General features: G+C 63.3%; 14 protein-coding genes. 9 read left to right on the top strand and 5 right to left on the bottom strand.

Features of this window, described 5'->3' with window-relative positions; all coding sequences use genetic code 11:
• Positions 1–5: 5 nt before the first annotated feature.
• Together CVS27_RS14470 and CVS27_RS14465 are read right to left on the bottom strand one after the other, a co-directional pair.
• Positions 6–1922 (bottom strand): ABC transporter ATP-binding protein, encoded by a 1917-nt coding sequence (locus CVS27_RS14470; protein WP_103466520.1) that lies wholly within the window; start codon positions 1920–1922, stop codon positions 6–8.
• Complete coding sequence (locus CVS27_RS14465) at positions 1919–3829, bottom strand: ABC transporter ATP-binding protein (protein WP_103466518.1); 1911 nt, start codon at positions 3827–3829, stop codon at positions 1919–1921. Before CVS27_RS14465 ends, CVS27_RS14470 begins: the two co-directional genes overlap by 4 nt.
• Before the next feature lie 548 nt (positions 3830–4377).
• Here CVS27_RS14465 and CVS27_RS20840 point away from each other — a divergent pair.
• Entirely contained in the window at positions 4378–4551 is a 174-nt protein-coding gene (locus tag CVS27_RS20840; RefSeq protein WP_165788315.1) for a hypothetical protein, read from the top strand.
• Positions 4552–4679: 128 nt separating this feature from the next.
• Here the strand turns inward: CVS27_RS20840 and CVS27_RS14455 are convergent, their stop codons facing one another.
• Positions 4680–5312: a dihydrofolate reductase family protein gene (locus CVS27_RS14455; RefSeq protein ID WP_103466516.1), complete on the bottom strand. Its 633-nt coding sequence runs from the start codon at positions 5310–5312 to the stop codon at positions 4680–4682.
• Positions 5313–5342: 30 nt separating this feature from the next.
• A complete protein-coding gene (locus CVS27_RS14450) occupies positions 5343–5714 on the bottom strand; it encodes a VOC family protein (protein ID WP_103466514.1) in 372 nt (123 codons plus the stop codon).
• 381 nt (positions 5715–6095) lie between these two features.
• On the opposite strand from CVS27_RS14450, the gene CVS27_RS14445 reads away from it, so the two are divergent.
• From CVS27_RS14445 to CVS27_RS14410, 8 genes are read left to right on the top strand one after another with little or no spacing between them, the layout of a single operon-like run.
• Positions 6096–6398: an urease subunit gamma gene (locus tag CVS27_RS14445; protein WP_103466512.1), complete on the top strand. Its 303-nt coding sequence runs from the start codon at positions 6096–6098 to the stop codon at positions 6396–6398.
• Positions 6399–6429: 31 nt separating this feature from the next.
• A complete protein-coding gene (locus CVS27_RS14440) occupies positions 6430–6783 on the top strand; it encodes an urease subunit beta (protein ID WP_103466511.1) in 354 nt (117 codons plus the stop codon).
• Positions 6780–8492, top strand: coding sequence for an urease subunit alpha (gene ureC / locus CVS27_RS14435; RefSeq protein WP_103466509.1), 1713 nt, complete (start codon positions 6780–6782; stop codon positions 8490–8492). Before CVS27_RS14440 ends, ureC begins: the two co-directional genes overlap by 4 nt.
• Positions 8493–8503: 11 nt before the next feature.
• Positions 8504–8998 carry an urease accessory protein UreE gene (gene ureE / locus CVS27_RS14430; protein ID WP_103466508.1) on the top strand — a complete coding sequence of 165 codons (495 nt, stop codon included), beginning with the start codon at positions 8504–8506 and terminating at the stop codon, positions 8996–8998.
• The gene (locus tag CVS27_RS14425) at positions 8979–9731 is read left to right on the top strand and encodes an urease accessory protein UreF (protein WP_103466506.1); all 753 of its coding nucleotides are present in this window, start codon (positions 8979–8981) and stop codon (positions 9729–9731) included. The genes ureE and CVS27_RS14425 overlap by 20 nt, the downstream gene beginning before the upstream one ends.
• 50 nt (positions 9732–9781) lie before the next feature.
• The gene (ureG, locus tag CVS27_RS14420; protein ID WP_103466504.1) at positions 9782–10399 is read left to right on the top strand and encodes an urease accessory protein UreG; all 618 of its coding nucleotides are present in this window, start codon (positions 9782–9784) and stop codon (positions 10397–10399) included.
• A complete protein-coding gene (locus tag CVS27_RS14415) occupies positions 10396–11259 on the top strand; it encodes an urease accessory protein UreD (protein WP_306418502.1) in 864 nt (287 codons plus the stop codon). The genes ureG and CVS27_RS14415 overlap by 4 nt, the downstream gene beginning before the upstream one ends.
• Positions 11259–12311, top strand: coding sequence for a HoxN/HupN/NixA family nickel/cobalt transporter (locus CVS27_RS14410; protein WP_103466502.1), 1053 nt, complete (start codon positions 11259–11261; stop codon positions 12309–12311). The genes CVS27_RS14415 and CVS27_RS14410 overlap by 1 nt, the downstream gene beginning before the upstream one ends.
• Positions 12312–12404: 93 nt before the next feature.
• Here the strand turns inward: CVS27_RS14410 and CVS27_RS20835 are convergent.
• Positions 12405–12745 (bottom strand): HNH endonuclease signature motif containing protein (locus CVS27_RS20835; RefSeq protein ID WP_165788314.1); only part of this gene is annotated, 341 nt, incomplete at its 5' end.

The following is a 12745-nucleotide window of genomic DNA, read 5'->3' as shown; positions in this document are numbered from 1 at the left end:
GGGGCTCAGATGAGGGAGTCCTGCCAGGCGCCATGCAGCTCGGCAAAGCGCCCGCCACGGGCCAACAGCTCCGCCGGGGAGCCGTCTTCCACAATTCGCCCCTCGTGCACCACCAGGACCCTGTCCGCACTGGCCACGGTGGACAAGCGGTGCGCAATGACCAGGGCTGTCCGTCCTACAGTCGGGCCGCCGGACCGGACCGAAACGTTGGAGCTGAGCAGACGGTGCAGGCCCTCCTGAACCAGGCGTTCGGACGGGATGTCCAGGGAGGAGGTTGCCTCGTCGAGGATCAGCACTGCCGGATTGGCCAGAAAGGCCCGGGCAAAGGAGATCAGCTGCCGCTGGCCGGCCGACACCCGGCCGCCGCGCTTGTTCACATCGGTGTCGTAGCCGTCCGGCAGGGCCCGGATGAATGCGTCCGCCCCCACGTTGCCGGCGGCAGCCTCAACTTCCGCACGGGTGGCAGACGGCCGCCCCAGGGCGATGTTCTCGGCGACGGTGCCGCTGAACAAAAACGCCTCCTGCGTGACCATGACCACGGCGCGGCGCAGATCGGTGCTGGAAAGCTCGCGCAAGTCCACGCCGTCGAGCGTCAACGAACCAGCAGTGACGTCGTAGAAGCGGGCCATTAGCTTGGCCAGGGTCGACTTGCCGGCCCCGGTTGCCCCGACCACGGCCACAGTCTGACCCGCGGGGATGTGCAGATCAAGGCTCGGCACCACCACCGGGCCGTCACCGTAGCGGAACTCCGCAGCGGTGAAGCGGATGTCGCCACGTGCTGCCGGCAGGGGAACGGGGTTGCGCGGTGGCCGGACGGTGGGGACTTCCTCGAGCAATCCGGATACTTTCTCCAAGGCGGCCTGAGCCGACTGGAACGAGTTGTAGAACATGGCCATCTGGCCGAGAGGCTGGAAGAAGCGCTTGGTGGCCAGCAGCAGGGCCAACAGTGCGCCCACCTCCAACGCACCGCCCAGCACGCGGAAGCCGCCCACCAGCAGCACCGCGGCCACGGTCACGTTGCCGATCAAGACAAGGCCCGGCTGGAACACGCCGTTGAGGTTGATGGAGCGGACCGTAACGCGCCGGTAGTCCTCCGCCAGCTCCTCGTAGCGGGCTGCGTTGTCCTCCTCGCGGCGGAAGGCCTTCACCGCGCGGATGCCCGTCATGGTCTCGATGAAGTGCACAATGAGCCGCGCCGAAACCACCCGGGACGAGCGGTAGGCTGCCTGCGAACGCTTCTGGTACCAACGCGACAGCAGGAACATCGGCACAGCCGAGCCCAGCACCAGCAGCCCCGTGACCCAGTCCAGAGTGAAGATGGAAACTGCCGTCAGCACCATGAAAACGAGCCCCGACGCCAAGGAGGAAATGCCGGAATCGAGCAGTTCCCGCAGCGCCTCCAAGTCCGAGGTCTGCCGGGAAATGATGCGCCCGGAGGTGTAGTTTTCGTGGAATTCCATGCTGAGCCGCTGCGTGTGCCGGAACACCTGAATGCGCAGGTCCAGCAGCATGGCCTGGCTCAGCCGCGCCGTGGCAGTCAGGTAGGCCGCCGTCAGCCAGGATGCCGCCAGGGCCGCCAGAACGTAGCCGCCGCCCGTGACGGCCAGCGGCAGCCAGTCGCCGCCGTCAGCGGTCAGGGCGGGCAGCGCGGAGTCGATCCCATACGCAATGAGCAGCGGGCCGGCCACCTTGGCCGTCTGCGACAGCACCACCAGCGCCACCGTGATGGCAAAACGGACGCGGACCGGGCGCAGCAGCGTGCGCAGCAGCCGCACCGAGCGCTCCCGCACGGCGCGGCCCTCCGCCTTGCTGAGATTCACCCGGTCCTCGCCGGCCGTGCCCTGGGCGGTGGCTGCGGTTTTGCTGTCCCGTTCGTGGGCGTTCGACGCCGGAGCGCCCGTTTCCTTTTTGGCCGGCCTCATTCTGCGGTTCCCCTTGAGCTGTTTGTGGAGCTGTGGTGTTCGCTCGGCTGGTCCCCGGGCCCTGCTGCGACAGGCAGGGGGCCAGTGCCGAGGTCGTCGGGAAGTTCGTCATCCAGGCCGGTGTCCAGATCACGGGGTTCGGAATCAAGACTGGCGAGCACGTGCCTGTAGTGGTCATTGCCTGCCAGCAGTTCGGCGTGGGTGCCAACCGCCGTGATGCGCCCGTCCTGCAGCAGCGCCACACGGTCGGCCATGGCGACAGTTGAGGGACGGTGGGCCACGATCAATGTGGTGGTCGCCTCGAGCACCTGGCGCAGCCGCTGGGATACTCGTTCCTCGGTATTCACATCCAGCGCGGATAGCGGGTCATCCAGAATTAGCACGGCGGGCTTGGCAGCGATGGCTCGGGCCAGGGCAATGCGCTGGCGCTGGCCGCCGGAGAGACTGAGGCCTTCCTCGCCAATCAGCGTGTCCACACCGTGGGGGAGTGTGTAGGCGAAGCCGGCCTGGGCCACCTCCAAGGCTCGTTCAAGGATTTGGTCAGGGGACAGGCCAGGATGGTCCGCAGCACCCAAAAGCACATTCTCGCGCACCGAGTTGGAGAACAAGGTGGTGTCCTCGAAGGCCACGGAAACGTGGGTGCGCAGTTCCGCCAGCCGCAGCTGGCGGATGTCGGTGCCATCGAGCAGCACGGCGCCGGCAGAGACATCGAACAGCCGCGGCACCAGGTTCAGCAGGGTGCTCTTGCCGCTTCCGGTGACGCCCACTAGTGCCATGATCTCCCCGGCCCGCAGCTCCAGATTCACGCCGTTGAGCAGCGCCGGGGCGCCAACGGGGGTGTCGGGGAAGCGGAAGTGGACGCCGCGAAACTCGAGCGCACCGTGTACCTGCTCCAAGCTGACAGGATTGGCTGGGTCGGTGATGGTGTTTTCGGCGTTCATGACCTCAAAATGCCTGTCCAGCGCCGTCTTGGCGGCAAGAGTCATCGACAGCAAGGGGCCCACGGATTCCACGGGCCCGGCCACGACGGCAGCCGTGGCAAAGAACGCAACGAGCGTGCCGACGTCGAGCTTTCCGCCATTCACCAGAAGGATGCCGACCACCAAGCCGGCGGCCAGTGCCAGTTCGGGCAAGAGAGTGACCACTAGGGAGAACTGGGCCAGGGACTTGGCCTTGTGGACCTCGGTGGCCTGAAGTTCCTGCGCCTGGCCGGCGAAGGAATCGAGCGCCTCGCGGCCGCGGCCAAACGCCTTCAGCACCCGGATGCCGCGGACGGATTCCTCCACGACGGTGGCGAGGTCGCCGGCCTGGTCCTGGCTCCTGCGGCTGGCTCGGCCGTAGGAGCGCCGGAAGGTGAAGCCGAAAATGGTGATCGGGACTGCGGCGGCCAGGAAGATCAGGCCCAGTTCCCAGCTCATGGAGAACATGAGCGCCACCCCAATGACCACCGTCAGAGCCGTCACCACCAGCATGATGGCGCCGAAGGCCATCCAGCGGCGCATAAAGTTCAAGTCGCTCATGGCGCGGCTGAGCAGCTGGCCGGAGCCCCAGCGGTCGTGGAATTCCACGGCGAGCTGCTGCAAGTGGCGGTAAAAGCCGGTGCGCATGCGCGTTTCAACGGTGGTGGCCGGGACGATCACGAACTGGCGGCGCAGCACCATGAACCAGGCCTCGAGGATGCCCAGGACAAGCACGACGCCGGTCCCTACCCAGAGCGCGCCGGTGCCCTTCCCGGGTTCCAGGGCCGTGTTGACCAGCACGCGGTAGACCTGCGGGATGGCAAGGGCCACGAGGCTGGCGGCGAGGGCTGTCAGGAGCCCCGCGAGCAGGCGCCAGGCAATGGTTTTTAGGTGCGGTACCAGGCGCCCGAGTGAGGATAAAAGTGTGGTTTCGTCTTTATTCGCCATGCGTATTAGTGATTGTCCAGTGCCTAGAAGGTGCTTGCTGCTTCAACCCTATGCCTCAGGGCACCTCTGGTCGAGCCCGTCCCACGCCGTGTCACTATCGGCCACGTTCCCGGCAACAACTTCACAGGAGTGGCCGGATTCTTCACGACGTGATCGCAGCAAAGTTCACGTTTTCCGTGTCCATATCGCACTCAAAGTACACCGGCGCGCAGGTATGTCATTGCGACCGGACCACCACTTTTATGGTGTGCCCAGAACGGCCGGGCCGAACCGAGGTCCAGTCCGCCGCCGGTCTCAGCCAGCTTGGCGGTCATTTCCTCTGGGCCCTAGCCCTTGGGCGACAAATTCCGGATCGTTTGCGCTCTTGAGCGTAACTGAGCACCACGTCGGGAAGCCGCCTGGTTTGGGCGGTTCAGTGAATTTCCCGGCAATCCGGGATGGTTCATGCACCACAGCATCCGTGGCTGAACTGTTAGATGCTCTCGTTCTTCCTTCGATTGTTCCCCGGGCACTGACTTGGCCGACTTGCCGCTACCGGGGACCCGACCTTGAGTCGGCTGGACGGGGTGCGGGCCCTGATCGATGACTGCGCCGGGGCACTGGCCGCCCTCTCCGCTCACCTGATCGAGCGGATGCAAGCCACTGCCGAAGCCGAAGCCGAAGCCGAAGCCGAAGCCACTGTCCTGTCCTGTCCCTGGACCGATGGCAGCAGGAACCGTTGACAGGGACATTCCGGCAAACCAGTCGCTGTTCTTCGCTCCAGTCATCGACCCGACGCTGTCCATGGGTGTCCGTGCGCATGTGGTTGCCAAGCTGGCGTGCGCGCGGAGGCGGCAGGCACCGTCGTGCTTCAGTGGGAGGGGATGTCCCCGACGCCCGTGTACGTGGCGTGGCCGGGGCTGCCGGTGACCTGATAGGTGTGCAGGGCCAGGCCGCCGGGCGTGGTGGTGCTGCTGATCAGGCGAAGTCCGGCCGGGGTGCCACTGTCGGGGAAGAGCCGTCGGCCGCTGCCCACCACCACGGGGGCAATGACCAGGCGCAGTTCGTCGATCAGTCCTGCGGCAAAGAGTGATTGGGCAAGGGTGGTGCTGCCGTGGATCTGAATTTCACGGCCCTGGCGGGACTTGAGTTCCCGGAGCTGCGCGCCGATGTCCCCGGACAGGATGGTGGTGGGGTTCCACGACCCTTCCGAAAGGGTATTGGAGGCGACGTACTTGGGCAGGCCGTTCATGAGGGCTGTGAAGGGGTCCTCAGGGTCGGTGATCTGCGGCCAATCGCGGGCAAAGGCGTCGTAGGTGCGCCGGCCCAGCAGGAGGGCGTCGGATTGGCGGAGCCACAGCGCGGCATGGTCGATGAAGTCCTGGTCCATGTGCGGGACAAACCAGCCGCCGGCTGTGAATCCGCCACTGGTGTCCTCATCGGGGGAGCCGGGGCCCTGCGAGACGCCGTCCAAGCTGACAAACTCGGTCAAGGTCAATTTCATGACGGTCTTCCTTGCTAGGTCCGGTCCTGACTAGATGTGTTGGTCCACGATGATCGGGTTGCCGTCCGGGTCGATCAACATGATGCTCGCCGGTCCCGTGGTTTCCGTGTCAGCTTCCGCCAGAAGTTCCACGCCGCCGTCCTTGAGCTGGGCCTGAATATCCCGCACATCGGTAAACGGTGCGATGGCCTGCGCGTCTTGGTTCCACCCTGGATTGAACGTGAGTGAGTTCTTCTCAAACATGCCCTGGAACAGGCCAATGACGGCGTCCCCATTTTTCATGACAAGCCAGTTCTGTTCCACATCCCCCACATGGTGGGTGAATCCGAGCTTTTCGTAGAACGCCACGGAGGCCTTGATGTCCTTGACCGCGAGACTGACTGAAAACGCGCCGAGCTGCATGGGGTGCTCCATTCGTGGAAGGGATTTCTTTGATACTAGCCCCGGCGTAAGCGTGGCGGCCAGTGTTGCCGCCACGTGGCCTGCGTCTGGGCTACAGCTCCTTTCTGAGTTCCGCGGGAGGGGCGCTGGCGTGCCGCCAACAGGTCCGCATCGGGAATTGGTGGAATCTGCCGCCCCGGCCGGGATGGCGGGTGGATTGCGAGAAATGAGGCCGAGAATTTCCCGGCAAACAGCCCAAACCTCCCGAGATTCCGCCATATTATCTACCCTGAAAACTCTCTGATACTCTTGCCTTATTCCACGGACCTCCTGGCATAGTCTCTTGCCGGTTGTAGATAACGGGTGGACACTTATATCCGTTAGTTCCCTGAGGAGGAATATATGCATTTGACGCCCCGTGAGCAGGAAAAACTCATGATCGTCGTCGCCGCAGATTTGGCCAGGCGCAGGCAGTCCAGACATCTGAAACTCAACCACCCCGAAGCCGTTGCCATTTTGAGCTACGAACTCATCGAAGGTGCGCGTGACGGCCGCACGGTGGCGGACCTCATGAGCTGGGGCAGCACCATCCTCACCCGTGACGAGGTCATGGAAGGGGTCGCCGACATGATCAAGGACGTTCAAATCGAGGCAACATTCCCCGATGGCACCAAGCTTGTCACTGTGCACAACCCCATCCGCTAGAGCGGTCCTACACGCCAAAGGAGCACCTCCCATGATCCCTGGGGAATATGTTTTGCGGTCAGAGGCAGTGACATGCAATGCGGGCATGCAAGCTCTCTCAATCAAGGTCATCAACCGTGGCGACCGGCCCATCCAGGTCGGCTCCCACTATCACTTCGCCGAAGTTAACGACGCCTTGGAGTTTGACCGCCAGAGCGCCTACGGGCGCCGCCTGGACATCCCGGCCGGAACCGCCGTCCGCTTTGAACCGGGCGACGCCAAGACGGTAAACCTGATCGACCTCTCCGGAACCCGGGAGGTCCACGGTTTCCGAGACCGCGTCAACGGCCCCCTGGGCGTCCCGAACAACACGCCCCAAGAAGCAGAAACGGATGCCGCCCAATGAGCTTTGAACTGAGCCGCAAGCAGTACTCCGATCTGTACGGTCCCACCACAGGCGACGCAATAAGACTTGCCGACACCGAATTGTTCGCAGAGATTGAGCACGACCACACCAAGTACGGCGAGGAAGTGGTCTACGGCGGCGGCAAGGTCATTCGCGACGGCATGGGCCAAAACGGCCAGCGCACCCGCGATGAGGACATCCCTGACACCGTCATCACCAATGTGATCGTCTTGGATTACACCGGCATCTACAAGGCTGACGTGGCACTAAGAGATGGCCACATCTTCAAGATCGGCAAGGCCGGCAACCCGCAAATGTCCGACGGCGTCAACATCACCATCGGCGTCGCCACCGACATCATCGCCGGCGAAGGCAAGATCCTCACCGCCGGCGGCATCGACACGCACGTGCATTTCGTCAGCCCCGACCAGATCCCCGTCGCACTGGCCAGCGGCATCACCACACTGATCGGCGGCGGCACCGGCCCGTCGGAGGCCAGCAAGGCCACCACAGTCACTCCCGGAGCCTGGCACATCTCCAAGATGCTGCAGGCCGTGGACAACCTGCCCATCAACATCGGCTTGTTGGGCAAGGGCCACGCCAGCGCGAGCGAGCCGCTGGCCGAGCAGGTTCGTGCCGGCGTCATCGGCCTGAAGGTCCACGAGGACTGGGGTGCCACCTACTCCTCCATTGACATGTCGCTGAAGATCGCCGACGAATTCGACATTCAGGTGGCCATCCACTCCGACACCCTCAACGAGTTCGGTTTCGTGGAAGACACCATCAAGGCCATCGACGGCCGCGTCATCCACACCTTCCACACTGAGGGAGCCGGCGGTGGCCACGCTCCGGACATCATCAAGGTGGCCGGCCTGCCCAACGTGCTGCCTGCGTCGACCAACCCCACGCTGCCCTACACGGTCAACACGATCGACGAGCACCTGGACATGCTGATGGTCTGCCACCACCTGAGCCCGGACATCCCCGAGGATGTGGCCTTCGCCGACTCCCGCATTCGCAAGGAAACCATCGCCGCCGAGGACGTGCTCCATGACATGGGCATCTTCTCCATCACCTCATCTGACTCCCAGGCCATGGGCCGTGTTGGTGAGGTGGTACTACGCACCTGGCAGGTGGCCGACGCCATGAAGCGCCAACGTGGGAAGTACAGCAACGATCCCGAGATTGGTGACAACGCCCGCCTCAAGCGCTTCGTCGCGAAATACACGATCAACCCGGCCATTGCGCACGGTATCTCCGACTATGTTGGCAGCGTCGAAGAAGGCAAATTTGCCGACCTGGTGATCTGGGAACCGGCGTTCTTTGGTGTGAAGCCGGAGATGGTGATCAAGGGCGGGCAAATGGTCATGAGCATCATGGGCGACCCCAACGGCTCCATCCCGACTCCCCAACCTCGCACTTTCAGGCACAATTTCGCCTCGCTGGGCCGTGCCGTGCATTCCTCCTCCATCACTTTCATGTCCCAGGCTGCCGTGGATGCGGGCGTTCCTGCGCAGTTGGGTCTGCAGCATGAAGTGCGTGCCTGCCACGGCATCCGCAACCTGACCAAGGCGGACATGAAGCACAACGGAGAAACTCCCGACATTCAGGTGGATCCGGAAACGTACCAGGTCCGTGTAGACGGCGAAGTGGTCACGGCCGAACCATCCAGCGTGCTCCCCATGGCCCAACGCTACTTCCTCTTTTAAAAGGAGAACCCTTGATTATCGAAGCCATTCTTGGCAACAAGTTTGACCCTGCCACAGCAACGTTTGACCCCGCAACACTTGAAAATTTGCACGAAGAACGAGTGGTGCTGCCCTCGGCACTGCTGGTCAAGCGCATCCAGCGCGTCACCACCGATCACGGCAGGGAGCTGGGCATCCGGCTTGCCGGTGACACCGTGGCTGATCTGCGCGACGGCGACGTCCTGCACCTCGACGAAAAGGACGCCATCGTCATCTCCGTCGAGCACACTGATGTTCTGGTGATCGCCCCCACAACCATCCAGGAGATGGGTGTGGTGGCACACAACCTGGGCAACCGGCACATGCAGGCTCAGTTCTTTGGCGAGGACAGCGAGTACGGCGCGCAGGTGATGGTGTTGGCCTATGACCACACCGTGGAGGATTACCTCAAGCACGTGGCGGTGCCCTACTCGCGGCAGGAACGCGTCATGCCGGTGCCGTTCCGCCATGCCGAACACAGCCACTAAGCGGATTGCCGTGACTTTCGACGCCGGGGCCAGCGTTGCGCTGGCAACCCCAGTGCCGCCGGGGTACCTGCTGCCGCTGCTCCAACTGAGCGATTCGGCGCTGCCGACGGGCGCGTTCAGCCATTCCCTGGGCCTGGAGAGTTTCCTGCACCGCGGGCTGGTTCACGACGAGGCCACGTTCTCCGACTGGCTCACCCAGTTCATCCGCATTCAACTGGTCCATAGTGACGGGCTCGCCATCCGCTTTGTTTTTGAGGCGGAGACGGAGGCGGAAATCCACCGGGTAGACAGGGAGTTGCATGCCTCGGCCCTGCCGCGTGAAATTCGGGCGGCCGGGGTAAAAATGGGCGCCCGCATGCTGGATATTGCCGGCTCTGTTTTTCCCTGCCAGGAGCTGGAAAACTACGCGGCGGCTGTGGCCCGCGGGGACTGCGCCGGGCACCCGGCCATGGCCTTCGCCATCGCAGGAAAGTCCCTGGGCGTGCCGCTGGCGGAACTGTTGGGGACGTATATGTTCTCGGCCGTGACGTCGTTGACCCAAAACGCCATCCGCGGCATCCCTATTGGCCAAAGTGCTGGCCAGCGCGTGCTGCGCGCCGCGCACCAAGAGGTGAGTGACGGCGTCGTTCTGGCACAAACGCTCGGGCGTGAGGACTTTGGTGTAACGGCCCCGGGGCTGGAAATTGCGCAGATGCAGCACGAACGCCAGCGGGCCCGGATGTTCATGTCCTGAATCGCCGCTGAGCGGGACCCAACAGCTTACAGATTTTAGAAGGAGCAACAATGAAACCCATCAAGATTGGCATCGGCGGACCGGTTGGCGCCGGCAAGACCCAGCTCGTGGAGCGCCTCACGCGTGCCCTGGACGGCGAGGTGTCCAGCGCCGCCATTACGAATGACATCTACACCATCGAGGATGCCAAGATCCTGGCCGCCAACGGTGTGCTGCCGCTGAACCGGATCATCGGGATTGAAACCGGCGGCTGCCCCCACACGGCCATCCGCGAGGATACGTCCATGAACTCGGCTGCCGTGGCTGAATTAGAGGCGCTGCACCCGGACCTGCAGGTCATCTACATTGAATCCGGGGGAGACAACCTCTCCGCCACGTTCAGCCCGGAACTGGTGGATTTCTCCATCTACATCATTGATGTGGCGCAGGGTGAGAAGATCCCGCGCAAAGCTGGCCAGGGCATGATCAAGGCCGACCTCTTCATTATCAACAAGACCGATCTGGCCCCGTACGTTGGCGCCGACCTGTCCGTCATGGAGGCCGACACCCTCGAATTCCGCGGCCACAAGCCGTACTGCTTCACCAATCTGAAGACCGACGACGGCCTGGACTACGTCATCAACTGGCTCAAGCGCGACGTGCTCATGCTTGACCTGGAATCCCGGTGACCCAAACCGCCACCATCGGCCGCCTCGGCACACACAGTGAGTGGGCCGGGACGCTCTCCCTGACCATTGACCGCCGGGGGGATCGGTGCATCGCCGTCAAACAATTTCACGACGGCGCGCTGCGCATCCTGCGTCCGCACTATCTGGATGAATCCGGGCAGGTTTGCTACGTGATCATCAATCCCGGCGGCGCATATTTAGGTGGCGACAGCTACCTGATCGAGGTGGACGTTGCCCAGGGTGCTGATCTGCTGCTGACCACGCAATCGGCCACCAAGATCTACCGCACCCCGAATGACCGGGCCGAACAGCACATGCACGTGCGTCTGGCGGCCAACGCCCGGCTGGAACTGCTGCCTGATCCGCTGATCGCCTACCGGGAAGCCAGTTATGGGCAGGTGACAACCGTGGACATGGACCCCGCGGCGTCGCTGGTCATGGCCGAGGTGGTGACGCCCGGATGGTCCCCGGACGGGAGGCTGTTCCGCTACGACGAGGTGCGCATGCGCAATGAAATCTCCATAGGCGGGCGGTTGGTGGTGCTGGACAACCTGCTGATCCGGCCAGGCGTTGGGTCTCCTGTGGACAGCATGTGCTTCATGGGGGAGCACACGCATTTGGGTTCCCTGCTGGTGGTGGACGCCCGGGTTGACGCAGCGCTGGTCGAGGAACTGCAGGCATTGTTGGCCCCCCTCGACCCGGAGGGGCAGTTGGGCATCACTTTGTTGGAAGGGCCCGGCTTTGCCCTTCGCGCGCTGTCTCATTCAACAGAACCACTCAACAAAATTCTGGCTGCAGCCGTGGACTTACTGCGCGAACGGTGGACCGGCCAGAAACCACTGAACTTAAGGAAATACTGATGACCGTCACAGCCCGCCTGGGATATCTGGAACGCGAAAAGTTGCCGGTTGCCCGTCGCATCGGCGTGACTTTCGGGGCCGTGGTGCTCCTTCACCTGGTGGTGGCCGCGTTGTTGCTCCATTCGCTCTCCGTAGACACCAATCCGCTGGTGCTCGGTCTCATCGTGACGGCCTATCTGGCGGGCGTCAAACACAGCTACGACTGGGATCACATCGCGGCGATCGACAACTCGAGCCGCAAGTTCGCCGCCCAGGGCAGGGCCCCGGTCAGCGTCGGCTTTGCGTTCAGCATGGGGCACAGCTCGGTGGTCATGCTGGCGGGAATTCTTGTGGTGAGCGGCGCCGGCCTCATGGGTGCCCTGCTCGACGACGGATCGGCAGCAAACATGGCCCTGGCCGTGTTTGGCGCCGGGGTTTCGGCCCTGTTCCTGCTGACCATAGGCCTGTTCAACGGGGCTGCATTCCTGAAGGCAGGCGTGCTGTTCCGCCGGGTGCGCAACGGCGGCACGGTGGACGACGGCGAACTGGTTCCCACAGGAGTGGTGGCTCGTCTGCTGGACAAGCCGTTGTCCAGGGTGAAACGTCCGCGCGACATCTACGTGTTGGGTTTCTTGTTTGGTTTGGGCTTTGACACGGCCTCCACCATTGCTTTCCTGCTGCTAACGGCATCGGCCGCGATGGCGGGCGTTTCACCGGCTGCACTGTTGGCACTTCCGCTGGCATTCACCGCAGCCATGACGCTGTGCGATACGGCCAACGGCATGGCCATGATGAAAATGTACCGTTCCGCCGTGATGAACCCGGCGCGGCGCATCGGTTTCAACATGGTGGTGACGGGCCTTTCCGCAACCTCGGCACTGTTCATCTCAGCCCTGACAATCGTGACCATCTTGCACGATTCCCTGGGCTTGCGGGATCCGTTCACCACGTGGCTGGCTGAGCTGGACTTGGGCCACGCGGGGCTCTTGTTGGTGGGGCTATTTCTGTTGGTGTGGGGGAGTGCAGCCCTGGGCTGGCGCCGGAGCCGTACTGTGGGTGCCCAGGGAGGCTGATTCCAATTCCCGAATCTAGGCACTAGTAGTTAAGTGCATGATGGCTGCGGCGGCTCACCTGGGGTGGGTCGCCGGCGTGCGTTGCATGGGGTGCTAGAAGGGTGCCGGTTGGTTTTCCTCGTTTTGTGTGTGGAGGTATATGCCGCCGGTGGGGGTGGTGGTTTTGGTGATGCCTAGACCATCAGGCTCTACGGTCCATCCGGTGGTGGGGTCGTCCTTGAGGCGGTGGCAGTACTTTGATCGGGGGCGCAGGTTCTCGATGCTGGTTTCGCCTTGGGGCAGAAGGGTGCCGTCGGGGCTGTAGTGGTTTTGGTGGAAGGGGATGGTGTGGTCGATCTCGCAGGATCGTGCGGGTGCGTCGCAGCCTATCCCGGTGCATACCGGGTCCTTGAGTCTGACGAGCCGGACCATGTCTGCCGGGGGCTTGTATGATT

It is taken from the genome of Arthrobacter glacialis (assembly GCF_002909445.1).
Lineage (GTDB): Bacteria > Actinomycetota > Actinomycetes > Actinomycetales > Micrococcaceae > Specibacter > Specibacter glacialis.
The sequence above is the reverse complement of the archived record's forward strand: the minus strand, read 5'-3'. Positions and strand labels throughout refer to the sequence as shown.

Coding starts and splice junctions, on each gene's coding strand:
- CVS27_RS14470 (WP_103466520.1), bottom strand. CDS start 1,922: ATGAGGCCGGCCAAAAAGGAAACGGGCGCTCCGGCGTCGAACGCCCAC.
- CVS27_RS14465 (WP_103466518.1), bottom strand. CDS start 3,829: ATGGCGAATAAAGACGAAACCACACTTTTATCCTCACTCGGGCGCCTG.
- CVS27_RS14455 (WP_103466516.1), bottom strand. CDS start 5,312: ATGAAATTGACCTTGACCGAGTTTGTCAGCTTGGACGGCGTCTCGCAG.
- CVS27_RS14450 (WP_103466514.1), bottom strand. CDS start 5,714: ATGCAGCTCGGCGCGTTTTCAGTCAGTCTCGCGGTCAAGGACATCAAG.
- CVS27_RS14445 (WP_103466512.1), top strand. CDS start 6,096: ATGCATTTGACGCCCCGTGAGCAGGAAAAACTCATGATCGTCGTCGCC.
- CVS27_RS14440 (WP_103466511.1), top strand. CDS start 6,430: ATGATCCCTGGGGAATATGTTTTGCGGTCAGAGGCAGTGACATGCAAT.
- ureC (WP_103466509.1), top strand. CDS start 6,780: ATGAGCTTTGAACTGAGCCGCAAGCAGTACTCCGATCTGTACGGTCCC.
- CVS27_RS14425 (WP_103466506.1), top strand. CDS start 8,979: ATGCCGAACACAGCCACTAAGCGGATTGCCGTGACTTTCGACGCCGGG.
- ureG (WP_103466504.1), top strand. CDS start 9,782: ATGAAACCCATCAAGATTGGCATCGGCGGACCGGTTGGCGCCGGCAAG.
- CVS27_RS14410 (WP_103466502.1), top strand. CDS start 11,259: ATGACCGTCACAGCCCGCCTGGGATATCTGGAACGCGAAAAGTTGCCG.